Consider the following 22,080-nt stretch of genomic DNA (forward strand, 5'->3'; position numbering starts at 1 on the left):
GCTTAACCGGCCAATGCCGCGTGCAAGCGCGCTTCAAGCACCGCCGCATCCAGTTCCTGGCCGATCAGCACCAGGTGCGTGGCGCGCTCTTCATCTGCGCGCCAAGCGCGGTCGAAATGCTTGTCGAAGCGGGTGCCGACGCCTTGCACCAACAGGCGCATCGGCTTGCCGGGGATGGCCACGAAGCCCTTGACCCGCAGGATGCCGTGCTCGACCACCAGTTGCGTCAGGGCCGCGAGCAGGCGCGCTTCTTCAGCCTCGGGCAGCTTGATCGAGATCGAGTCGAAAGCGTCGTGATCGTGGTCGTCGTGGTCATCACCTTCGTGATGGTCATGATGGGTCTTGCGCCCGTCGATGTGCCGCTCGGACTCGGCGCCGACCCCCAGCAGCACGCTCAGTGGCAAGCGGCCGTTACTGGCCTCGATCACCTTGACCGCCGGCGGCAGCTCTTCGGCGACTTCGGCGCGCACGGCGGCCAGGCCCTCGGCGTCGATCATGTCGGCCTTGTTGAGGATCACCAGGTCGGCGCTGGCCAGTTGGTCGGCGAACAGCTCGTGCAGCGGCGATTCGTGGTCCAGGTTGGGGTCCAGCTTGCGCTGCGCGTCGACCTGGTCCGGGTAGGCGGCGAAGGTGCCGGCCTTGACTGCCGGGCTGTCGACCACGGTGATCACGGCATCAACGGTGCAGGCGGTGCGGATTTCCGGCCACTGGAAGGCCTGCACCAGCGGCTTGGGCAAGGCCAGGCCGCTGGTTTCGATCAGAATGTGGTCCAGTTCGCCACGGCGCTCGACCAGCTCGCGCATCACCGGGAAGAACTCTTCCTGCACGGTGCAGCACAGGCAGCCGTTGGCCAGTTCGAAAATGCGGCCATTGGCTTCTTCTTCGGTACAGCCGATGGTGCATTGCTTGAGGATTTCACCGTCGATGCCCAGCTCGCCGAACTCGTTGACGATCACCGCGATGCGCCGGCCTTCGGCGTTATCAAGCATGTGGCGCAGCAAGGTGGTTTTGCCCGAGCCCAGAAAGCCGGTGACGATGGTGACGGGAAGCTTGGACTGCGTTTTCATCGGATGCCCTTTGGTCATGCGGCGGGCAAACAGGACGACAGCCGCGCGCCGGGCGCACAGTGCGAATCGCCACCGGATCACCCCGCCCGGTTGTAGTGAGAATTCGGTTGAGGCAGGTCTCCTGGCTGGCGGCGTGGCCATGGCCTGCTGGCCAGGCCGTTCGCCGCGCCTTCCCGCCCAGGGCAGTGGCTGTGCGACGAACAGGACCGTTTACAGTTGCGGGGGCAGCTACGGCTCGACCGTATTCCCGTCTTAGCCTTGCGCCATTTGCACAAGGAACCTCAGACCGGCAAGGCTACGCAGTGGCTGGGCAAGGGTCAATGTCAAGATTGACGTCATGCATGGCTCATGCTCTGCTACACACCTTGTTACGGGTGCCCTTCACAGGGTGAAACGGGAAACCGGTGCTGTCGTCCGCCTGCCAATGGGCTGACACAAAGTCCGGTGCTGCCCCCGCAACGGTAAGCGAGCGAAGGGTCTATCCACTGTGCCACGGCATGGGAAGGCGATCCTTGCATGACGTCCTGAACGTCCCTCGCCAGCCCGGAGACCGGCCCGCTATCTATTTCTCTGACAACCCCGCGGTGGGCGGGCGCAGTCGATACGGGCCGATGTTCGTCGCCCCGCGTCCATGCGCCTGCCTGCCCTTTTGAAAACAAGAGGCAAGCCGTATGTCGATCATCAGCAGCAGCCACCCCGCCGCCACTCCCACCACCCTCAGCCAGCGCCTGACGGCCGCCATCGGCGCGGTATTGCTCGGTTGCAGCCTGGTGTATTTCGCCGGCTTCTCGCACATCGACGCGGTGCACAATGCCGCCCACGACACCCGGCACAGCGCCGCCTTTCCTTGCCATTGAGGCCTGACCATGTTCAAGCGAATTGTGCAGACCGCAGGTTTCAGCGGCCTGCTGGCCGCCCTGCTGCTGACCCTGGTGCAGAGCCTGTGGCTGACGCCACTGATTCTTGAAGCGGAAACCTTCGAGCAGGCACCGGCCACCCAGGAACACACCCACGCGCCGGGCGCTGCCGCCCATGTGCATGCGCACGACGACGAGGCCTGGGCACCGGCCGATGGCTGGCAGCGCTTGCTGTCGACCACCGGTGGCAATCTGGTGGTGGCCGTGGGCTTTGCCCTGATGCTGGCCGGGCTCTACACCCTGCGTGCGCCGGGCAGCACGCTGCAGGGCCTGTTCTGGGGACTGGCCGGGTTTGCGGTGTTTGTCCTGGCGCCTACCCTGGGGCTGCCTCCGGAATTGCCGGGGACGGCAGCGGCCGAACTGGGCCTGCGCCAGAACTGGTGGATTTCCACCGCCGCCGCCACGGCTGCGGGCCTGGCGCTGATCGTGTTCGGCCGCGGCACCTTGCTCAAACTGCTGGGGGTGGCCGTGCTGGTGGTGCCGCATGTGATCGGCGCACCTCAACCGGAACAGCATGCGAGCCTGGCACCCGAGGCGCTGGCGTCGCAGTTCATCGTTGCGTCGTTGGTGACCAATGCACTGTTCTGGGCCGCCCTGGGGGCCATCAGCGCCTGGCTGTTCCGCCGCAGCCGGCATGCCGGTCAGTACTGACCGGCCGTGGCTGGCCCTGGGCCTGGGCTGCCGACACAGCTGCCCGGCCGAGGTGCTGCTGGCGCTGATCACACAGAGCCTGCATGACCATGGCCTGGGTATCGGGGCGGTCAGTGCGCTGGCTTCCATCGACAGCAAGTGCGACGAGCCGGGCTTGTGGCAGGCTGCCGAACAACTCGGCCTGCCGCTGGTGTTTTTCAGTGCAGCACAGCTCCAGGCCTATGAAGGCCAGTTGACTCACCACTCGGCGCTGGCCTTCGAGCGCACCGGCTGTCGTGGCGTGGCCGAAAGCACGGCGCTGGCACTGGCCAGCCAGTTGAGCGGCAAGCCTGCCTGGTTGCGCATCACCTACCGGAAAAACGATCAGGCCACATTGGCCTTGGCCAGCAGCCCTGTTACAGGCAGATAATACCGGCTTTATTGCGACCTTATTTCTTGCACGTCTCTGGAGTGTTCATTGACTGTTTATTTCATCGGTGCCGGCCCCGGCGATCCCGAGCTGATCACCGTCAAGGGCCAGCGCCTGATTCGCACGTGCCCGGTCATTATCTATGCCGGCTCGCTGGTCCCCCTGGCCGTGCTGGAGGGCCATAGCGCCCATCAAGTGGTCAACAGCGCCGAGTTACACCTGGAACAGATCATCGCCTTGATGAAATCGGCTCATGCACAAGGCCAGGATGTGGCCCGGGTGCATTCCGGCGACCCGAGCCTGTACGGGGCGATCGGCGAGCAGATTCGCTGCCTGCGCGAACTGGATATTGCGTTTCAGATCGTTCCCGGTGTCACCGCCACGGCCGCTTGCGCGGCCCTGCTGGAAAGCGAGCTGACCCTGCCGGACGTGGCCCAGAGCGTGATCCTGACCCGCTTTGCCGACAGCAGCCCCATGCCGGCCGGTGAAGCCTTGGGTGACCTGGCACGGCATGGCACGACCATGGCCATTCATCTGGGGATCAAGCATATCGGGGCGATCGTGGCCGAGCTGTTGCCACATTACGGGACCGACTGCCCGATTGCCGTGGTGCACCGCGCCAGCTGGCCGGACCAGGACTGGGTGCTGGGCACGCTGGCCGACATCGAAGACAAGGTAAAGGCCAAGGGCTTCAGGCGCACGGCGCTGATTCTGGTCGGGCGGGTACTGGCAACGGACACGTTTGCCGAGTCATCGCTGTATCGGGCGGGGCATGCGCATTTGTACAGGCCAGTGTAGGAGCCCGCTTGCCGGCGACCGAGTGCGCAGCGCTCGCAAAAATCTCGAAAACACCACAAATTTACGACTGCTGCGCAGCCGGTCACGGGTAGGAGCGCGCTTGCCGGAATGCCGGACCACCGCGACCGAGTGCGCAGCGCTCGCAGAAATCTCGGAAACACCACAAATTTACGACTGCTGCGCAGCCGGTCGCAGGTAGGAGCCCGCTTGCCGGCGACCGAGTGCGCAGCGCTCGCAGAAATCTCGAAAACACCACAACTTTACGACTGCTGCGCAGCCGGTCGCGGGTAGGAGCGCGCTTGCCCGCGACCGAGTGCGCAGCGCTCGCAAAAATCTCGAAAACACCACAACTTTACGACTGCTGCGCAGCCGGTCGCGGTGGTCCGGCATTCCGGCAGAGCGCGACCAGGGAGTGCGCGAGTTGATCAGTAGTAGGCGTTTTCTTTCTGGGTATGGTCGGTTACGTCACGCACGCCGTGCAGCTCGGGGATGCGCTCGAGCAGGGTGCGCTCGATGCCTTCCTTGAGCGTCACGTCGGCCTGGCCGCAGCCCTGGCAGCCGCCGCCGAACTGCAGGACGGCGATGCTCTGCTCGCCCTCCTCGACCACGTCGATCAGGCTGACCTGGCCGCCATGGCTGGCAAGTCCCGGATTGATCTCGGTTTGCAGGTAGTAGTTGATGCGCTCGTTGATCGGGCTGTCGGCATTGACGGTCGGCACCTTGGCATTGGGGGCCTTGATGGTCAACTGGCCGCCCATGCGGTCGGTGGCGTAGTCGACCACGGCATCGTCCAGGAAGGCCTCGCTGAAGCCGTCGATCCAGGCGGTGAAGCGCGCCAGGCCGATGGCCTTGTCTTCGGGCTTTTCTTCGCCCGGCTTGCAGTAGGCAATGCAGGTTTCAGCGTATTGGGTGCCGGGCTGGGTAATGAATACCCGGATGCCGATGCCTGGGGTGTTCTGCTTTTCCAGCAGATCGGCCAGGTAGTCGTGGGCAGCATCGGTAATGGTGATAGCGGTCATGAAATTTCCTCGCAGACGTGCTGGCAGTTTACGCCAATCGGTGGCGCCGCACAAAACCCAGTATTTTTGTCAGGATAGCGCAACCGAGCGGCGCGCGGCCCTGCGCGCGTCCAGCCAGCCCTTCATGCGCACGTACAACCCCTTCTCGATCCACTCGTAACTGATCCAGGCACCAATGGCGATCACCGGTACACAGAAGGCAAACACCAGATACGGGTCGAGCCCGTAGCGTTGCGCCACCAGCAGGCCGCCATAGAGCACCAGCACATGCAGCAGGTACACCGAATACGAACAATCCCCCAGCACCTTGAGCAGCTTGCTGCCGCGAAACAGCGGCTCCAGCGAAATGCAGCACAGCACGATCAAGGCGCTGGGCAGGCCCCAGTTGAGCAACCGTTGGCTGTTGTCCAGATGCTGGATCAGCATCAGCGCCGCCACGATACCGGCCAGGGGCAGCCACACCGCCTGCCGGATCCAGCCGCGCTGGTAGATCATGGCAATGGCAATGCCGAGCAGGAATTCATAAATGATGTCATTGCCGTAAAAACGGCTGATCAGCCCCGTGCCCGCCAGCACCTCGGTGACCACGAACAGCGCGCTGGCAATGATCAGCACCCGGTGCCGGCGCTCGAACAGAAACACCAGCGAGAACAAGACATAGAACAGCATCTCGTAATTGAGCGTCCAGCCCACGTTGAGTGTGGGATACAGGCCATAGCCGCCGGGGTTTTCCGAGGGAATGAACGCCAGCGACAGCAGGAAATTCTGCCAGCCGATCACCTGGTGCGGCAGCCACGGCGCGGCCCACAGCAACAGCAGGCCCATGGCCAGGGTGTACAGCCAGTACGCCGGCACGATACGAAACAATCGATAGGCAATGAAGCGCGAGGCGGGGATGTCGCGCTCGCAGGTGGACAGGTAGATCACCAGGCCACTGATGACGAAGAAGATGTCGACGCCCACGGCGCCCTTGGAAACAAAAAACTCACCAATCGGCCCGCTGGCCTTGAAGTCGAAAAAGATCTGCATGAAGTGATGGCACACCACTACCCATGCTGCAAATGCCCGCAGGGCCTGAACCGAAATCAGCATTCCTGAACCTCTTTTTTACGTGTCTTTCACTGGTCGTCCACACCCGAACCGGGGGAACACGCAGAGAAACAGACCGTAATAACGCGCAAAAGATCGGCAGAAAGGGGCTTGATCACGATGACAGATAATGGCTGCAGGCCACATCCGGTGCGGTCTGCAGCCTGAAAGCCCTTTGTCAGAGGTTCTCGTAGCGGTTCATGTCCAGCACACCCGCCTCACGCGGATCCTGCTCCTTGATGTAGCGATTGAGGTCATGAAACCAGGTCCAGAACTGCGGATGAGTGCGACGGATGCCCCAACGCTCGACGATTTTTTCAAAGGCCTGCGGGTCGCTGGCCTGCTGCATGGCGTCGACGAACGCTGCCACCTCGGCGGCCGGCACATTGAACATGAAGTTCGGGTAGCTGCTCAGTACGCCCGGGTAGATTGTCAGCGTGTCGAGCCGTGACTGGTAGCGGTACGACTCGCCCAACAGAAACGCCACGTTGCTGTGCGCCCGGTTGCGCAACAGGCTGTAGACCTCACGCCGCCCGCTGCTGTCTTCGATGCGCAGCATCGTGGCTTCCGGCAATTGGTCAATGACCTTGAGCCGGGCTGCCGGCAGCGCCGCCAGACGGCTGAGGCGTTGCTCGGCGTCGGCCAGGGCGGGCGACAGGCCCGGCCGCGAGCATTGACCACCAGCGGCCAGGTAGCAGCGATTGATCGGGTCAGGCGCGGCATTGAGCGCCCCTGCGTGGCGCAGCAATTGTTCGGCAAAATCGCGCATCGGCCGCTTTTTATCGAGTCCGAGGCTGCTGGCGGTGTCGTCGTCGATGCGCTGGTAGTCCAGCCACAGCTTGATCTTGCCGGCGTTTTCGTAAAGACCATCGAGCAGGTCCTCGCGGCGCTCGGCCGGCATCAGGCGCAGGAAGTTGATCTCCGCGCCGTTGCGGATCAGGTCGAAATACAGCCGGGTCTGCGCCTGATGAGCCACGTTGCCGTACACATCGAAGTTGACCACCAGTTGATAGTAGGTGCGCTCCAGCAGCGGGTAATCGAACAGCCACATCGATTGCGGTACATCGCCGATCAGGCCCTTGTTTACTGTGGCGCTGTCGTAATGGCGAAAGACGGTCAGCCAGGCATTGTCGTTGCCGGCCCACAGGCTCGGCCAGTCCGGTGTCGGGGCCTTGGCGTAGTGGTCGCGGCGCAGGTCTTCATAGGCATTGCGCCGGTCGCGGTACGACAGCCACAGGCTCAGGATGCTGCCGACATTGTCGTTCTGTCCCGGCATGGCCAGCAACGGCGTGGCCTGGCCCTGATAACGGGCATCGGACAGGTACAAGTCGCTGGACGGGTCCTGGAACAGCACCCAGAACTGGTCGCGAATCACATCGGTCGCAATCTGCCCGCGGCACACCGGGCCGCGAATGAAGCTGCGCACGAAGTACTCGGCGTTATCAAGCATGAACTGGTAGCGCGCCTTGGCCGGGATGGCCTCGAAGGTCAGGAACGGGTTGGCGCGGTGCCCGGGGCCATAGCCGGGCACGGCCTGGGCTTGCCAGTCATTGGCGTAGAACAGCTCGCGTACCCGTTGCAGTTTTTTCGGCCCCACCGGGTAGGTGATGTGGGTCTTGTGCACGATCACGCCCTGTACCGGCACCAGGCGGTAGTAGAACTCGCGACGACCCGGATCATCGTTGGGGCGGCGGGTGGCAATGATGTCGACCGGCTGGCCGCTGGGCGTGCGCGAGCGCACCCACTGGAAGAAGTGCCCAGGCTCGCCGCCCTCGAAGTAGATATGCGCCAGAAACAGATGCTCATAAAGCCAGCGCCCGACCAGCGCCTGGCGGGCACCGGGCAGGTTCAACTGCGCTTCCCATGTGGCGATCTGCGAAGCTTCGGCAGCGTTGGGCTGCAGCGGCTGCTGGTCCACCGGCGCCCCGGCTGCCATCCAGCGTTGCAGGGTCTGATACTCGGCCTCGCTCAGCCCGGTCACGGCCAGCGGCATGCCCTGGGTGGCGTGTGCAGCGGCGTAGGCGTTGAATTCTTCGGGCAACGGGCAGACGTTTTCGCGGTTGATGCCCAGCGCAATGCTGTCGGGCAGCTTGCTGTTGGGCGGCAACGGTGCCTGCTGGCCCAGCTCCAGCATACGGGTCATCAAGGCGGCCTGGCCGCCACGTGGTTCAAGCACCGAATAGAAGCCCTTGCGTTGCCAGGCCGATACGCCATTGGCGTCGTAGAACAAGCGCGTCGGGTCAACAGCCTGGGAGCGTTCGCCCTGGTAGACCGGCACCTTGTTGGCGCCGCGCAGCAGGCCCTCGGCACTGCCCAGGTTGAGCTGGCACGGCGCATCGTTGCAGGCATGGCAGGCCACGCACTTTTCAGTGAGGATCGGCTGGATGTCGCGGGTATAGGAAACAGGCGCAGGCAGGTCACCGGCCTGGAGCGTGCAGCAGGACAGCAACAAGGTAAGGCCTGCCAACAGACGGTACGGCATATCCGGTGTATTCCCCAGGGCAAATGGCCACGAGTTTATCGTGGTTGGCGCGCCGCAACATGAGCGTTTTTCATGCAAAAGCCCAGGCAACACTAAAACGGTTGGGGTTTGTTATGATTTCGGCCTTCCCAGGCGGCACCAAAACCGGGTCGAGCGCGCTTGCCAGCCCCTCCCCGGTTTTTCCGCCGCCCGTTCTGTTTAGGCCTTTTCAAGGTAATACGTCCCATGTCTGATCGCAGCGCCCGCCATCAAGCTCTTCTGAATGCTCTCCAACAGCGGATCCTGATCCTCGATGGCGGCATGGGCACCATGATCCAGAGCTATCGGCTTGAAGAAAAGGATTACCGAGGCGAGCGCTTCGCCGACTGGCCAAGCGACGTCAAGGGCAACAACGACCTGTTGATCCTGACCCGTCCGGATGTGATTGGTGCCATCGAGAAGGCCTACCTGGACGCCGGCGCCGACATTCTGGAAACCAACACCTTCAACGCCACCCAGGTCTCCCAGGCCGACTACGGCATGGAAGCGCTGGTGTATGAGCTGAACGTCGAAGGCGCGCGCATCGCCCGCCAGGTCGCGGACGCCAAGACCCTGGAAACCCCGGATCGTCCGCGCTTCGTCGCCGGCGTGCTCGGCCCGACCAGCCGCACCTGCTCGATCTCCCCCGACGTCAACGACCCCGGCTATCGCAACGTGACCTTCGACGAACTGGTCGAAAACTACATCGAGGCCACCCGCGGGCTGATCGAAGGCGGCGCCGACCTGATTCTGATCGAGACCATCTTCGACACCCTCAACGCCAAGGCGGCGATTTTCGCCGTGCAGCAAGTGTTCGAAGACGACGGCATCGAATTGCCGATCATGATCAGCGGCACCATCACCGATGCCTCGGGCCGCACGCTGTCCGGACAGACCACCGAAGCCTTCTGGAACTCGGTGCGCCATGCCAACCCGATTTCGGTGGGCCTGAACTGCGCGCTGGGCGCCAAGGACCTGCGTCCGTACCTTGAGGAGCTGTCCGTCAAGGCCGGCACCCATGTCTCGGCGCACCCCAACGCCGGCCTGCCCAACGCCTTTGGCGAGTACGACGAAACGCCTGCGCAAATGGCCGAAGTGGTCGAAGAATTCGCCGCCAGCGGCTTTCTCAACATCATTGGCGGTTGCTGCGGCAGCACGCCGGCACACATCAAGGCCATCGCTGAAGCGGTGGCCAAATACCCGCCGCGCGCCATCCCCGAGATTCCCAAGGCTTGCCGCCTGTCGGGCCTGGAGCCATTCACCATTGATCGCAACTCGCTGTTCATCAACGTCGGCGAGCGCACCAACATCACCGGCTCCGCCAGGTTCGCCCGGCTGATCCGCGAAGAGAACTACACCGAGGCGCTGGAAGTGGCGCTGCAGCAGGTCGAGGCCGGCGCCCAGGTGATCGACATCAACATGGACGAAGGGATGCTCGACTCCCAGGCGGCCATGGTGCGCTTTCTCAACCTGATTGCCGGCGAGCCGGACATCTCGCGCGTGCCGATCATGATCGACTCCTCCAAGTGGGAAGTGATCGAGGCCGGCCTCAAGTGCATCCAGGGCAAGGGCATCGTCAACTCGATTTCCATGAAGGAAGGCGTCGAGGCGTTCAAGCACCATGCGCGCCTGTGCAAGCGCTACGGGGCCGCTGTGGTGGTCATGGCCTTCGACGAAGCCGGCCAGGCCGACACCGCCGCACGCAAGCGTGAAATCTGCCAGCGCAGCTATGACATCCTGGTCAATGAAGTGAACTTCCCGCCGGAAGACATTATCTTCGACCCGAACATCTTTGCCGTCGCCACGGGTATCGAAGAGCATAACAACTATGCCGTGGACTTCATCGAAGCCTGCGCCTATATCCGCGACCACCTGCCCTACGCCCTGACCTCGGGCGGGGTGTCCAACGTGTCGTTCTCGTTCCGCGGCAACAACCCGGTGCGCGAGGCCATCCACTCGGTGTTCCTGTACCACGCGATCCAGAACGGCCTGACCATGGGCATCGTCAACGCCGGCCAGCTGGAAATCTACGACGAAATCCCGGCCAAACTGCGTGAAAAGGTCGAGGACGTGGTGCTCAACCGCACCCCGGAAGGCACCGACGCGCTGCTGGCGATTGCCGACGAATACAAGGGCGACGGCAGCGTCAAGGAAGCCGAGACCGAAGAGTGGCGCGGCTGGCCGGTCAACCAGCGCCTGGAACATGCACTGGTCAAGGGCATCACCGCCTACATCGTCGAAGACACCGAAGAATCGCGCCTGTCGTTCAAGCGCCCCATCGAGGTCATCGAAGGCCCGCTGATGGCGGGCATGAACACCGTGGGCGACCTGTTCGGTTCGGGCAAGATGTTCCTGCCACAGGTGGTGAAGTCGGCGCGGGTCATGAAACAGGCCGTGGCGCACCTGATCCCGTTCATCGAGCTGGAAAAAGGCGACAAGCCCGAGGCCAAGGGCAAGATCCTGATGGCCACGGTCAAGGGCGACGTGCACGACATCGGCAAGAACATCGTGGGCGTGGTGCTGGGCTGTAACGGCTATGACATCGTCGACCTGGGCGTGATGGTGCCGGCCGAGAAGATCCTGCAGGTGGCCCGCGAGCAGAAATGCGACATCATCGGCCTGTCCGGGCTGATCACGCCGTCGCTGGACGAAATGGTTCATGTGGCCCGCGAAATGCAGCGCCAGGACTTCCACCTGCCGTTGATGATCGGTGGCGCCACCACCTCCAAGGCGCACACGGCAGTGAAGATCGAGCCGCGCTACAGCAATGACGCGGTCATCTACGTCACCGACGCCTCGCGCGCCGTGGGCGTGGCGACGCAGTTGCTGTCCAGGGAACTCAAGCCGGCCTTCGTGGAGAAAACCCGCGAAGAGTACGTGCAGGTTCGCGAACGCACCTCGGCGCGCAGTTCACGCACCGAACGCCTGCCCTACGCGGCGGCGGTGGCCAACAAGCCCAAATTCGACTGGGCCGGCTACACCCCGGTCAAGCCGACTTTCACCGGCACCCGGGTGCTGGAAGACATCGACCTCAACGTGCTGGCCGAGTACATCGACTGGACACCGTTCTTCATTTCCTGGGACCTGGCCGGCAAATACCCGCGCATCCTCACCGACGAAGTGGTCGGCGAGGCGGCCACGGTGCTGTTTGCCGATGCCCGGGAGATGCTGCGCAAGCTGATCGACGAAAAGCTGATTCGTGCCCGCGCCGTGTTCGGCTTCTGGCCGGCCAACCAGGTCGATGACGACGACCTGGAAGTCTACGGCGACGACGGCCAGCCGATCGCGCGCCTGCATCACCTGCGCCAGCAGACCATCAAGCCCGATGGCAAGCCGAACCTGTCGCTGGCCGATTACATCGCGCCCAGGGACAGCGGCGTCACGGACCATATGGGTGGTTTTATCACCACCGCCGGCATCGGCGCCGAAGAAGTGGCCAAGGCCTATCAGGACAATGGCGACGACTACAACTCGATCATGGTCAAGGCCCTGGCCGACCGCCTGGCCGAAGCCTGCGCCGAGTGGCTGCACGAGCAGGTGCGCAAGGAGTACTGGGGTTATGCCGGCGACGAGCACCTGGACAACGAGGCGTTGATCCGCGAGCAGTACACCGGCATTCGCCCGGCCCCCGGCTACCCGGCCTGCCCGGACCACACTGAAAAAGGCACGCTGTTTACCCTGCTCGATCCGCTGCCGGTGGATGCGGCGCCGCTGACCGCCGGTCGCAGCGGCGTGTTCCTGACCGAGCACTACGCCATGTTCCCGGCCGCCTCGGTCAGCGGCTGGTACTTCGCCCACCCGCAGGCGCAGTACTTTGCCGTGGGCAAGGTCGACAAGGATCAGGTCGACAGCTACACCGCACGCAAGCACCAGCCGCTGAGCGTCACCGAGCGCTGGCTGGCCCCGATCCTGGGTTACGACGAGTAAAACGCCGGCCAGCACAGGCACCTGCCGTCGCCTCGCGCGGCGATGGGTGCCTGATGGGGCTACCCTGCGTAACACATGCTTGCGCAGGTCAAGCCCATGAACCGCTCACCTGATAAACCCAGGCCTCCCACCCTCTGGCAGATGCTGTGCAGTGTCGCGGCCGCAGCGCTGGGGGTGCAAAGCAGCAAGAACCGCGAGCGCGACTTCAGCCACGACAAGCCCTGGCATTTCATTGTGCTGGGCATCGGCTTTACCCTGGTGTTCGTGCTCGGCCTGCTATTGATCGTGCGCCTGGTGCTTTACTTCATGGTTTGAGGGGCGGGCAACATATGCCGCAGGGTAAAGGGTGAGTCTTCGGCCGTGTCCGGCTTCTGGAAGGCGTGCGGATCAATCCGGTAGCGATCGACCCTGGCGGCGTCCAGAAAACGTGCAGTGTCCTCGGGCTCGACCAGTTGCAGTACACGGATCTTTCGCTCCCCCAAGAACGCGGCGCCTTCATGGCCGGCCTGGCCGTGCTCGTAATCATTGAGCAGCACCAGTGCCCAGCCGCCCAGGGTGAAGTGACCGCTGGCCACCACGCTCAGGCGGCCGTCGAGTTGCGCCTGCAATGACGCCGGGGTGCCATTGATGGCACTGAACAGCACATCCTTGCCGGGCACGCCGCCGATTTCGGTCAGGGCATCCATCGCGCCAAAGGCCATTTGCTCATTGGCCGACCAGATCAGCGACACATCCGGGTAGCGCTTGAGCAAAGTGCGCGCCTGTTCCAGCGCCCGGTCGCGGCGCCAGACACCGAGTACCACTTGGCGCAAGCGCACCTGAGGGTGTTCGGCCACCGCACGGCGCATGCCTTGTTCACGCAGCTGTGACACCGGCGTGGCATCGGTGCCGGAGAAGGCCAGCATGTCGATGAACTGGCCGGGCGCGATGGGCGGGTGCAGGCTGATCAGGCGCTGGGCGGTGAGGTAACCACCCTCCTCGTCGTTGCCGACCAGACTGCCCAGGCGGTTCGGGTACCGCGTGGCCAGATCGCCCAGAATGCGCACCTGGTCAGCGGTCAGAATGTTATTGACCGCGAACAGCTTGACCCCGCTGCCTTCGGACAGGCGCAGGATTTCCGGCGCCACATTGAGCTCGTTGGAGAACATCAGGTAATCGGGGCGTGGGTCGCTCTTGAGGGCTTTTCTGGCCAGCTCGATCAGGGTGCGGGTGTCGCGGTCGGAGAAGGCCACGGTCAGTTGCATGCCCGTGGCCTCGGCAGCGGCCTGCATGACCCTGGCGTAGCTGTTCCAGTACCCGTCCGACTCAGGCCCGGGACTGAGAAACACCACCGATGCCGCACTGACCGTACAGCACCACAGCCCGCAGCCGAGCCCGCCTACCATTGCCAGTGCCTTGACCCACCTGCCTGTCATGTCATCCGAAGCCTTGAACGCTTGCCTGATTGCGTACCGGCCGATTGCTCTTTGGGTACCTGCACAACTCAAGGGTATCGGCTGTAACCTGTGAAAACTGGAGCGGCGCTGGCGTTTAAATCAGTGCAGGCCTCGCAAGGCACGGCATCACTGGCCGCTGACCCAGAACACAGCAGCGCCTACCACCAGCAGAATCAGGAAAAAGATGGCCCAGGCGTCTACGGCACTGTCGGATTTTCCGCCTTTGGAAGGGTTGCGCATGGCATCGCCTCTTGTCGGTTTCAGGGGTGATTGCTCACCGGGCTGCACCTGCAACCCCGGGATTACACCCAGTAAAGCCGAGCCTTGACCCTGCTTCAAGCAAGGGTATGGATCGAGGCGACGGGCATTATCGCTTTTAGCGATTTGCTTATATATAAACATCACTTTTACCGATAACGGCAAGCTGGTATCTTCGCCACCGCTCCGCAGGGAGTAGCGCGACCGTGCGCGCAGAATTGTCCAGATGATGCCGGCGCCAGGACAGCAAAACCACCTGAATGTGGCGCACCCGGCAACCTGGCATCATCACCGAAGCCTGAGAACAGGACTTATATGTACGTATACGACCAATACGATCAGCAGATCATCGAGGACCGCGTAAAGCAGTTCCGGGATCAGACCCGACGCTACCTGGCAGGGGAACTGAGCGAAGAAGAGTTTCGCCCGCTGCGCCTGCAGAATGGCCTGTATGTCCAGCGTTTCGCACCCATGCTGCGGGTGGCCGTGCCTTACGGTCAGCTGACGTCGCGGCAGATGCGCATGATGGCCAAAATCGCCCGCGACTACGATAAAGGCTACGCGCACATCAGCACCCGCCAGAACGTGCAGTTCAACTGGCCGGCGCTGGAAGACGTGCCGGACATCCTGGCAGAACTGGCCACCGTGCAGATGCACGCGATCCAGACCAGCGGCAACTGCCTGCGCAACGTCACCACCGACCAGTTCGCTGGCGTGGCCGCCGATGAAGTGGTCGATCCGCGCCCCTGGTGCGAGATCATCCGTCAGTGGACCACCTTCCACCCCGAATTCGCCTACCTGCCGCGCAAGTTCAAGATTGCAGTCAACGGTTCGGCCAGCGACCGGGTGGCCATCGAAGTCCACGACATCGGCCTGGAGCCGGTGCGCAACGACGCCGGCGACCTGGGCTTTCGCGTGCTGGTCGGCGGCGGCCTGGGCCGCACGCCGGTGGTCGGCTCCTTCATCAATGAGTTCCTGCCATGGCAGGACCTGTTGAGCTACCTGGACGCCATCCTGCGGGTGTACAACCGCTATGGCCGTCGCGACAACAAGTACAAGGCGCGCATCAAGATCCTGGTGAAGGCCCTGACGCCCGAGGTCTTCGCCGAGAAGGTCGAGGCCGAGATGGCTCACCTGCGCGGCGGCTCGACCACCCTGACCGAAGCCGAACTGCAGCGCGTGGCCAGGCACTTCATCGACCCCGACTACAAGGCCCTGGACAACCAGGACGCGCAACTGGCCGCCCTGGACGCCGAGCATGCAGGCTTTGCCCGCTGGCGCCAGCGCAACACCACCGCGCACAAGAAGCCCGGTTATGTGGCCGTGACTCTGTCGCTCAAGCCGACCGGCGTTGCCCCGGGTGATGCGACCGACAAGCAGCTCGATGCCATCGCCGACCTGGCCGACCGCTACAGTTTCAGCCAGTTGCGCACCTCCCACGAGCAGAACGTGATTCTGGCCGACGTCGAGCAGGCGCGCCTGTTCGAGCTATGGGGCGAGCTGCGTGACAACGGCTTTGCCACGCCGAACATCGGCCTGCTGACCGACATCATCTGCTGCCCGGGCGGTGATTTCTGCTCGCTGGCCAACGCCAAGTCGATCCCGATCGCCGAATCCATCCAGCGTCGCTTCGACGACCTGGACTATCTGTTCGACATCGGCGAGCTGGACCTGAACATTTCCGGTTGCATGAACGCCTGCGGTCACCACCACGTCGGCCATATCGGCATTCTGGGCGTGGACAAGAAAGGTGCCGAGTTCTATCAGGTATCGCTTGGCGGCAGTGCCAGCCGTGACGCGAGCCTGGGCAAGATCCTGGGCCCGTCCTTCGCCCAGGAAGCGATGCCGGATGTGATCGAGAAGCTGATCAACGTGTACATCGAGAAACGTACCGAAGACGAGCGCTTCATCGACACCTATCAACGTATTGGCATCGACCCTTTCAAGGAGCGCGTCTATGCAGCGAATCATTAAGAACAACGAAGTCATCGATGAAACCTGGCACTTGCTGCCCAAGGACACGACCTTCGACAGCCTGTCCAATTGCGACGACCTGATCGTGCCGCTTGCGCTGTGGCGCGAGCACGGTCATGCCTTGAAAGCCCGTGACGGCGGCCTGGGCGTGTGGCTGGACAGCGACGAGGAAGCCGAGGAAATCGGTGATGACGTCGATCAGTTCCAGGTCATTGCCCTGAACTTCCCGGCCTTCACCGACGGTCGCAGCTACTCCAATGCCCGTCTGTTGCGCGACCGCTACGGCTACAAGGGCGAGCTGCGGGCCATTGGCGACGTGCTGCGCGACCAGTTGTTCTACCTGCGCCGTTGCGGGTTCGATGCCTTCGCCATCCGCGCTGACAAAGACCCCTACGAAGCACTGGAAGGCCTGAAGGATTTCTCGGTGACCTACCAGGCCGCCACCGACGAACCGCTGCCGCTGTTCCGTCGCCGCTGACACCAGCATGAATGAAAAAAGCCCGGCTCTGCATGGAGACCGGGCTTTTTCATGAGTTATGCATGTGCTTGGGCAAGATGGCATTCGCGACCGTGGGTTGCTCCTACGGACCTTGCATGGACGTGCAGACTCCAGGCTTGTGCACGACTCTGCAGGAGCGACCACCGGTTGCGAAAAGCCGTTCCTACGACCAGAAACGCTGCTGGGTCAGGCGGCCCCACCATTTGATCGCCAGGCTGTCGGCCGAGGCGGCGGCGGCCATGCCGACGCGCTCCTGCAGACTCTTGCGCTGGGCGTAGTGCAAATGGAAAACATCGGCGGTCCTGGCCTTGTCTGACAGGTATTCGTCACTGGTCTTGAGTTCATCGACCAGTTGCTTGTCCAGTGCGGCCATGCCCAGCCAGACTTCACCGGTGGCCACTTCGTCGATGCTCAACTGCGGCCGGTAGCTGGCCACGAAGCCCTTGAACAGGTCATGGGTGATTTCCAGGTCCTGCTGGAATTTCTCCCGGCCTTTCTGGGTGTTTTCGCCAAATACGGTCAGGGTGCGTTTGTATTCGCCGGCAGTCAGCACTTCAAAATCAATGTCATGCTTCTTGAGCAGGCGGTTGACGTTGGGCAACTGCGCCACCACGCCGATCGAGCCGAGGATGGCAAATGGCGCACTGATGATGCGGTCACCGATGCAGGCCATCATGTAGCCGCCACTGGCCGCCACCTTGTCAATGCACACGGTCAGCGGAATGCCCGCCTGACGGATGCGCGCCAGCTGTGAGGACGCCAGGCCATAGCTGTGCACCAGGCCGCCGCCGCTTTCCAGACGCAGCACTACTTCGTCCTTGTCGGTGGCCAGGGTCAACAACGCGGTGATTTCATGGCGCAGGCTCTCGGTGGCGGACGCCTTGATATCACCGTTGAAATCCAGCACATAGACCCGCGCCTTGGGCTCGGCCTGCTTCTTGTCCTTTTTCAGGGCCTTGGCCTGCTCCTTGCGCAGCGCCTTGAGGCGCGTCTTGTCGAGCAGCGAACCTTCCAGGCGCTCACGCAGCCCTTTATAGAAGTCGTTGAGGCGCGTGACCTGCAGTTGCCCGGCGGGACGGGCGCGCCCCTTGCTGCGCATGGCGGCGATGGCGACCAGCACGACCACGATGGCAATCACCAGCGTCACGGTCTTGGCCAGAAAGCTGGCGTATTCAGCAACAAAATTCACGGACACTCCTCGATAACCTGGCGCTCTTCATTCAAGAACGCGATGGCCCAGCATACCGAGCAGGCCCGCTGACCACCAGTACAGAGCATGCCAGCCAGGTTTAAACGACTAATTCAAACAGACGTATGATTTGCGGTTGACAGGCACACGGCATCCTCATAACCTCGCCTGCACCTGCACATTGCGGGACGTTGCCGACGGCACCCTTTTCCATCGGCACCCCATGCACGCAGACCCTCATCTATAAGGATCGACCCATGACCTCAGTAGCCGATGCAGTCCAAGCCATGAAAGCCAAATTCAATCCTGCCGCCGCCACCGGCCTGGACCTGGTATTCGGTTTCAATATCACCGACGAAGACAAGCACTACGCGCTGATCGTCAAGGACGGTACCTGTGAACTGCAGGAAGGCGAGAATCCGGACGCCAACGTCACGCTGGTGATGGACAGCGAGACCCTCAAGGGTATCGTCAGCGGCGAGACCGACGGCATGCAGGCTTTCATGGGCGGCAAGCTGCGCACCGAAGGCGACATGATGCTGGCCATGAAGCTGAGCGAACTGTTTCCGGTCTGATCCTGGAACCATCCCCCGCCTGCCCCCCAAAAACCGAAGCCTGCGTGCTTCGGTTTTTTTTGCCTGCTTGCTGACCCAGGAGTTTCCGATGTCCAGAACCACCCTGTTCGACCTCGATGGCAAGATCGCCCTGGTGTCCGGTGCCAGTCGTGGCATTGGCGAGGCCATCGCCCGGCTGCTGGCCAGCCAGGGCGCCCACGTGATCGTCTCCAGCCGCAAGCTCGCGGCCTGCCAGCAGGTGGCCGATGAGATCATTGCCGACGGTGGCAAGGCCAGTGCGTTGGCGTGCCATATCGGTGAAGCCGCGCAGATCGAAGAGGTCTTCGCCGAAATCCGTGCACGCTTTGGCCGGCTGGACATTCTGGTCAACAACGCCGCGACCAACCCGCAGTTCTGCCACATCCTGGACACCGATCCCGGCGCCTTCCAGAAAACCGTGGACGTGAACATTCGCGGCTACTTCTTCATGTCGGTACAGGCCGGGCGACTGATGCGCGAGCATGGCGGTGGCAGCATCATCAACGTGGCTTCCATCAACGGTGTTTCGCCTGGCGAATTCCAGGGCATTTACTCAGTGACCAAGGCCGCCGTGATCAACATGACCAAGGCTTTTGCCAAGGAATGCGCACCGTTCGGCATTCGCTGCAATGCCTTGTTGCCGGGGCTGACCGACACCCGCTTTGCCTCGGCACTGGTCAACGACGCGGCCATTCTCAAGACCGCGCTGGCCCGCATCCCGCTCAAGCGCGTGGCGGCACCGCAGGAAATGGCCGGTGCCGTGCTGTACCTGGCCAGCGCTGCCTCCAGCTACACCACGGGTGCCATCCTGAATGTCGACGGTGGCTTCCTGTCCTGAGCCAAAACCAACAGACAAGAATTTAATTTCCATCAATTAAAAATTCAGAATATATTTTCCGCATAACAACAATGTCTATCAGGAGACTGTCATGCGGAAAACTTCCACCCACGGCCAGGCCGAGGTCGGTATCGGTCTGATCGGCACCGGCTTCATGGGCCGCGCCCATGCGCTGGCGTTTCATAGCGCCCGCGCAGCCCTGGACTTGCCGGTGCGCATTCGCCTGGCAGCCCTGGCCGATGCCGACAGTGCACGCGCCGAGCAGTGCGCACAGGCCTGGAGCTTCGATCACAGTCACAGTGACTGGCAGCAACTGGTGCAAGACCCCGAGGTCCAGGTGGTGGCCATCACCACGCCCAACCATCTGCATTTTCCCATGGCCATGGCCGCCATTGCCGCCGGCAAGGCGGTGTACTGCGAAAAGCCCCTGGCCGTCAGCCTGGAGCAGGCCAATGAAATGCACCTGGCCGCCAAGGCCGCCGGCGTGGTGACCCAGGTGGGCTACAACTACCAGCACAACCCCATGATCGGCCTGGCCCGGGAGATGATCCGGGCCGGTGAGCTGGGTGAGATCATCAGTTTTCAGGGCGAGTTCTGCGAAGACTTCATGGGCGATGCCGCCTCACCCTGGTCGTGGCGTTGCGAGGCGGCGCATGCCGGCGGTGCCCTGGCCGACCTGGGCAGTCACCTGCTGGCCATGGCCCGTTACCTGCTGGGCGATGTCGAGGCGGTGTGTGCCGACGCCAGTACCGTGCATGCCAAGCGACCGGCCAGTGCCGGCAGCGCTGAACTGCGCGCCATCGCAGTGGACGACCAGACCCACGCCCTGCTGCGCTTCGCCAGCGGTGCGCGTGGCGCGATCAGCACCAGTTGGCTCAAGCACGGCTACAAGAACCACCTGAGCTTCGAAATCAGCGGCACTCGCGGCACGCTGGCCTTCGACCAGGAGCGTCTGAACGAATTGCGCCTGTACCGCCCCGGCAACCCGGGCCGAGATGGCTTCCAGCGCATCCTGGCCGGCCCGACACAGGCAGGTTATGCCGCCTTCTGCCCGGCACCGGGCCATCAACTGGGTTACAACGAACTCAAGGCGCTGGAAGTGCGCGATCTGATCCTGGCCGTGGCCGGCCTTGAGCACCAAGGCCCTGACTTTACCGAAGCTTGGCAGGTCGAGCGGCTGGCCAGTGCAATCCGGCTGGCCGCCCGCGAACAGCGCTGGGTGGCGCTGGGCGAAATCTGAGGTCTGACAACCGGCAGCGATGACGGTAGAATGCGCGGCCTTCGGGCAGCCATTCTGCCCCCCTGCCGAACAAGTCCTCCGCCATGCCCTTTGAACTCAGTGTCGAACCCACGACCCTTGCCATTCTCGCCGTCGTCGCTTTCGTGGCCGGCTTTATCGATGCCATCGCCGGCGGTGGTGGCCTGCTCACCACACCGGCCTTGATGACCGCCGGCCTGCCGCCGCATCTGGTGCTGGGCACCAATAAACTGTGTGCCACCTTTGGTTCGGCCACTGCCAGTTTTACCTATTACCGGCGCAAACTGTTCGATCCCGGACAATGGAAACCGGCGTTGTTCGGTACCGCCGCGGGTGCCTTGATCGGTGCTATTGTCGCTCATTACCTGCCGGCCGAATGGATCAACCAGATGTTGCCGGTGGTGGTGTTCGCCTGCGGCATCTACCTGCTGTTCGGCGGCACGCCGAAGGCGCCGCTGCTCAGCGATGCGCCGATCAAGCAAGGTCGCCAGTTACCACAAGGGCTGGGCCTGGGATTTTATGACGGTATAGCCGGCCCTGGCACAGGCGCTTTCTGGACCGTCAGCACCCTGCTGCTCTACCCCGTCGACCTGGTCAAGGCCAGCGGCGTGGCGCGCAGCATGAACTTTGTCAGCAATGCCGCGGCGCTGTCGGTGTTTGCGTTCTCCGGCCAGGTCGATGTGGTGATCGGCGTCAGCATGGGCCTGGCGGTGATGCTGGGTGCCTATTTTGGTGCCGGCACCGCGATCAAGGGCGGGGCCAGGTTCATCCGCCCGGTGTTCATCACCATGGTATTGCTACTCACTGTCCGACTGGCCTGGCAGCACTGGTTCGGGGGCGCCTGAGCGGCGCGCCAGGTACAACTCGATCAGATGCCGGGCAATCGAGCGGCTGGCCGGCAGCGGCGGCATGTCGTGGATGCTGAACCAGCGGGCATCCTCGATCTCGTCGGCTTGAGGCACGATGTCGCCACTTTCATATTCGGCATGAAACCCCAGCATCATCGAGTGCGGGAACGGCCAGCACTGGCTGCCCACGTACTGAATGTTGCGGATCCGCACCTGCACTTCTTCCATCACCTCGCGGCGCACGCAATCCTCGGCCGACTCCCCCGGCTCGGCAAATCCGGCCAGGGTGCTGTAGACCCCGGTCACGAAGCGCGGCGAACGGGCCAGCAGCACCTCGTCACCGCGGGTGATCAACACGATCATGCTCGGGGAAATACGCGGATAGAAACGCAGGTTGTCGTCGGTGCAGTACATCGCCCGCTCGCCAGGCACCTGCACCGTCGGCTTGCCGCACGCGCCACAGAAACGATGTTCCCGGAACCAGGTGGCGATCTGTGCGGCATAGCCCAGCTTCTGGTAGACGGCGTAATCGCCCTCGAGCATGAACTGGCGCAGGCCCTGCCAGGCCAGGCCTTCGACCTCTACCGGGTGCTGCAGCACCCAGACATATATAGGCTCCCCCTCGAAATGGCCGATACCGTGCTCGCCCAACAGCGGCAGGTCGAGGCTGGCCAGCCATTGCCGGGAAAACAGCACCCCTTGCTCGCCCAGCAGGAAACCCTGGGGGCTGTACACCACGGCGCGCCCGCCCGGGGTTTTAGGGTCCAGCACGGCAGTGGTCCAACGGCGTGTCATGCAGTAACTCCTGTG

General features: G+C 62.9%; 19 protein-coding genes and 2 riboswitches. Of the genes, 12 read left to right on the top strand and 7 right to left on the bottom strand.

Annotated features, from left to right (window positions below; all coding sequences use genetic code 11):
* Positions 1-2: 2 nt before the first annotated feature.
* Positions 3-1,067: a cobalamin biosynthesis protein CobW gene (cobW, locus tag ASF84_RS29140; RefSeq protein WP_056839599.1), complete on the bottom strand. Its 1,065-nt coding sequence runs from the start codon at positions 1,065-1,067 to the stop codon at positions 3-5.
* A 94-nt stretch (positions 1,068-1,161) separates the two neighbouring features.
* Positions 1,162-1,366, bottom strand: a riboswitch (cobalamin riboswitch).
* A gap of 56 nt (positions 1,367-1,422) precedes the next feature.
* Positions 1,423-1,640: riboswitch (cobalamin riboswitch) on the top strand.
* 98 nt (positions 1,641-1,738) lie between these two features.
* Here cobW and ASF84_RS14875 point away from each other — a divergent pair.
* The 4 genes from ASF84_RS14875 to cobM are packed head-to-tail and all read left to right on the top strand — an operon-like array spanning position 1,739 to position 3,842.
* Entirely contained in the window at positions 1,739-1,924 is a 186-nt protein-coding gene (locus ASF84_RS14875; RefSeq protein ID WP_056839600.1) for a CbtB domain-containing protein, read from the top strand.
* A 9-nt stretch (positions 1,925-1,933) separates the two neighbouring features.
* Entirely contained in the window at positions 1,934-2,635 is a 702-nt protein-coding gene (locus ASF84_RS14880) for a CbtA family protein (RefSeq protein ID WP_056839601.1), read from the top strand.
* Positions 2,619-3,044 carry a cobalamin biosynthesis protein gene (locus ASF84_RS14885; protein ID WP_056839602.1) on the top strand — a complete coding sequence of 142 codons (426 nt, stop codon included), beginning with the start codon at positions 2,619-2,621 and terminating at the stop codon, positions 3,042-3,044. Before ASF84_RS14880 ends, ASF84_RS14885 begins: the two co-directional genes overlap by 17 nt.
* Positions 3,045-3,092: 48 nt before the next feature.
* Positions 3,093-3,842: a precorrin-4 C(11)-methyltransferase gene (gene cobM / locus ASF84_RS14890; RefSeq protein WP_056839603.1), complete on the top strand. Its 750-nt coding sequence runs from the start codon at positions 3,093-3,095 to the stop codon at positions 3,840-3,842.
* Positions 3,843-4,267: 425 nt separating this feature from the next.
* Here the strand turns inward: cobM and nfuA are convergent, their stop codons facing one another.
* The 3 genes from nfuA to ASF84_RS14905 form a co-directional block, all read right to left on the bottom strand.
* The gene (nfuA, locus tag ASF84_RS14895) at positions 4,268-4,861 is read right to left on the bottom strand and encodes a Fe-S biogenesis protein NfuA (RefSeq protein ID WP_056839604.1); all 594 of its coding nucleotides are present in this window, start codon (positions 4,859-4,861) and stop codon (positions 4,268-4,270) included.
* A 69-nt stretch (positions 4,862-4,930) separates the two neighbouring features.
* Complete coding sequence (locus tag ASF84_RS14900; RefSeq protein WP_056839605.1) at positions 4,931-5,953, bottom strand: acyltransferase family protein; 1,023 nt, start codon at positions 5,951-5,953, stop codon at positions 4,931-4,933.
* 175 nt (positions 5,954-6,128) lie between these two features.
* Positions 6,129-8,432, bottom strand: coding sequence for a fatty acid cis/trans isomerase (locus ASF84_RS14905; protein WP_056839606.1), 2,304 nt, complete (start codon positions 8,430-8,432; stop codon positions 6,129-6,131).
* Between the two features lie 225 nt (positions 8,433-8,657).
* On the opposite strand from ASF84_RS14905, the gene metH reads away from it, so the two are divergent.
* Positions 8,658-12,377: a methionine synthase gene (gene metH, locus ASF84_RS14910; RefSeq protein WP_056839607.1), complete on the top strand. Its 3,720-nt coding sequence runs from the start codon at positions 8,658-8,660 to the stop codon at positions 12,375-12,377.
* Positions 12,378-12,473: 96 nt separating this feature from the next.
* Complete coding sequence (locus ASF84_RS14915) at positions 12,474-12,692, top strand: DUF2970 domain-containing protein (RefSeq protein ID WP_056840154.1); 219 nt, start codon at positions 12,474-12,476, stop codon at positions 12,690-12,692.
* Here ASF84_RS14915 and ASF84_RS14920 read toward each other — a convergent pair.
* Positions 12,677-13,792, bottom strand: a complete 1,116-nt coding sequence (locus ASF84_RS14920) for an ABC transporter substrate-binding protein (protein WP_442963053.1) — start codon at positions 13,790-13,792, stop codon at positions 12,677-12,679. The genes ASF84_RS14915 and ASF84_RS14920 overlap by 16 nt on opposite strands.
* A gap of 594 nt (positions 13,793-14,386) precedes the next feature.
* Between ASF84_RS14920 and ASF84_RS14925 the strand changes: the two genes are divergently transcribed.
* Together ASF84_RS14925 and ASF84_RS14930 are read left to right on the top strand one after the other, a co-directional pair.
* Positions 14,387-16,045, top strand: coding sequence for a nitrite/sulfite reductase (locus ASF84_RS14925; RefSeq protein ID WP_056839609.1), 1,659 nt, complete (start codon positions 14,387-14,389; stop codon positions 16,043-16,045).
* Positions 16,029-16,523, top strand: a complete 495-nt coding sequence (locus ASF84_RS14930; RefSeq protein WP_056839610.1) for a DUF934 domain-containing protein — start codon at positions 16,029-16,031, stop codon at positions 16,521-16,523. The genes ASF84_RS14925 and ASF84_RS14930 overlap by 17 nt, the downstream gene beginning before the upstream one ends.
* Before the next feature lie 184 nt (positions 16,524-16,707).
* Here the strand turns inward: ASF84_RS14930 and sohB are convergent, their stop codons facing one another.
* A complete protein-coding gene (gene sohB, locus ASF84_RS14935) occupies positions 16,708-17,733 on the bottom strand; it encodes a protease SohB (protein WP_056839611.1) in 1,026 nt (341 codons plus the stop codon).
* Between the two features lie 257 nt (positions 17,734-17,990).
* Between sohB and ASF84_RS14940 the strand changes: the two genes are divergently transcribed.
* From ASF84_RS14940 to ASF84_RS14955, 4 genes are all read left to right on the top strand, one after another.
* The gene (locus ASF84_RS14940) at positions 17,991-18,308 is read left to right on the top strand and encodes an SCP2 sterol-binding domain-containing protein (RefSeq protein WP_056839612.1); all 318 of its coding nucleotides are present in this window, start codon (positions 17,991-17,993) and stop codon (positions 18,306-18,308) included.
* Positions 18,309-18,396: 88 nt separating this feature from the next.
* Positions 18,397-19,164 (top strand): SDR family oxidoreductase, encoded by a 768-nt coding sequence (locus tag ASF84_RS14945; protein ID WP_056839613.1) that lies wholly within the window; start codon positions 18,397-18,399, stop codon positions 19,162-19,164.
* A gap of 91 nt (positions 19,165-19,255) precedes the next feature.
* Positions 19,256-20,404 carry a Gfo/Idh/MocA family protein gene (locus ASF84_RS14950; RefSeq protein ID WP_056839614.1) on the top strand — a complete coding sequence of 383 codons (1,149 nt, stop codon included), beginning with the start codon at positions 19,256-19,258 and terminating at the stop codon, positions 20,402-20,404.
* A gap of 83 nt (positions 20,405-20,487) precedes the next feature.
* The gene (locus ASF84_RS14955; RefSeq protein WP_056839615.1) at positions 20,488-21,267 is read left to right on the top strand and encodes a TSUP family transporter; all 780 of its coding nucleotides are present in this window, start codon (positions 20,488-20,490) and stop codon (positions 21,265-21,267) included.
* Here ASF84_RS14955 and nudC read toward each other — a convergent pair.
* Positions 21,220-22,065, bottom strand: a complete 846-nt coding sequence (gene nudC, locus ASF84_RS14960) for an NAD(+) diphosphatase (protein ID WP_056839616.1) — start codon at positions 22,063-22,065, stop codon at positions 21,220-21,222. The genes ASF84_RS14955 and nudC overlap by 48 nt on opposite strands.
* Positions 22,066-22,080 lie beyond the last annotated feature (15 nt).

The organism is Pseudomonas sp. Leaf127, assembly GCF_001423155.1.
Taxonomy (GTDB): Bacteria; Pseudomonadota; Gammaproteobacteria; order Pseudomonadales; family Pseudomonadaceae; genus Aquipseudomonas; species Aquipseudomonas ovata.

Bases quoted from the DNA above. Each gene is read 5' to 3' on its own strand.
- cobW (WP_056839599.1), bottom strand. From the start codon at position 1,067: ATGAAAACGCAGTCCAAGCTTCCCGTCACCATCGTCACCGGCTTTCTG.
- ASF84_RS14875 (WP_056839600.1), top strand. From the start codon at position 1,739: ATGTCGATCATCAGCAGCAGCCACCCCGCCGCCACTCCCACCACCCTC.
- ASF84_RS14880 (WP_056839601.1), top strand. From the start codon at position 1,934: ATGTTCAAGCGAATTGTGCAGACCGCAGGTTTCAGCGGCCTGCTGGCC.
- ASF84_RS14885 (WP_056839602.1), top strand. From the start codon at position 2,619: ATGCCGGTCAGTACTGACCGGCCGTGGCTGGCCCTGGGCCTGGGCTGC.
- nfuA (WP_056839604.1), bottom strand. From the start codon at position 4,861: ATGACCGCTATCACCATTACCGATGCTGCCCACGACTACCTGGCCGAT.
- ASF84_RS14900 (WP_056839605.1), bottom strand. From the start codon at position 5,953: ATGCTGATTTCGGTTCAGGCCCTGCGGGCATTTGCAGCATGGGTAGTG.
- ASF84_RS14905 (WP_056839606.1), bottom strand. From the start codon at position 8,432: ATGCCGTACCGTCTGTTGGCAGGCCTTACCTTGTTGCTGTCCTGCTGC.
- metH (WP_056839607.1), top strand. From the start codon at position 8,658: ATGTCTGATCGCAGCGCCCGCCATCAAGCTCTTCTGAATGCTCTCCAA.
- ASF84_RS14915 (WP_056840154.1), top strand. From the start codon at position 12,474: ATGAACCGCTCACCTGATAAACCCAGGCCTCCCACCCTCTGGCAGATG.
- ASF84_RS14920 (WP_442963053.1), bottom strand. From the start codon at position 13,792: ATGACAGGCAGGTGGGTCAAGGCACTGGCAATGGTAGGCGGGCTCGGC.
- ASF84_RS14925 (WP_056839609.1), top strand. From the start codon at position 14,387: ATGTACGTATACGACCAATACGATCAGCAGATCATCGAGGACCGCGTA.
- ASF84_RS14930 (WP_056839610.1), top strand. From the start codon at position 16,029: ATGCAGCGAATCATTAAGAACAACGAAGTCATCGATGAAACCTGGCAC.
- ASF84_RS14940 (WP_056839612.1), top strand. From the start codon at position 17,991: ATGACCTCAGTAGCCGATGCAGTCCAAGCCATGAAAGCCAAATTCAAT.
- ASF84_RS14945 (WP_056839613.1), top strand. From the start codon at position 18,397: ATGTCCAGAACCACCCTGTTCGACCTCGATGGCAAGATCGCCCTGGTG.
- ASF84_RS14950 (WP_056839614.1), top strand. From the start codon at position 19,256: ATGCGGAAAACTTCCACCCACGGCCAGGCCGAGGTCGGTATCGGTCTG.
- ASF84_RS14955 (WP_056839615.1), top strand. From the start codon at position 20,488: ATGCCCTTTGAACTCAGTGTCGAACCCACGACCCTTGCCATTCTCGCC.
- nudC (WP_056839616.1), bottom strand. From the start codon at position 22,065: ATGACACGCCGTTGGACCACTGCCGTGCTGGACCCTAAAACCCCGGGC.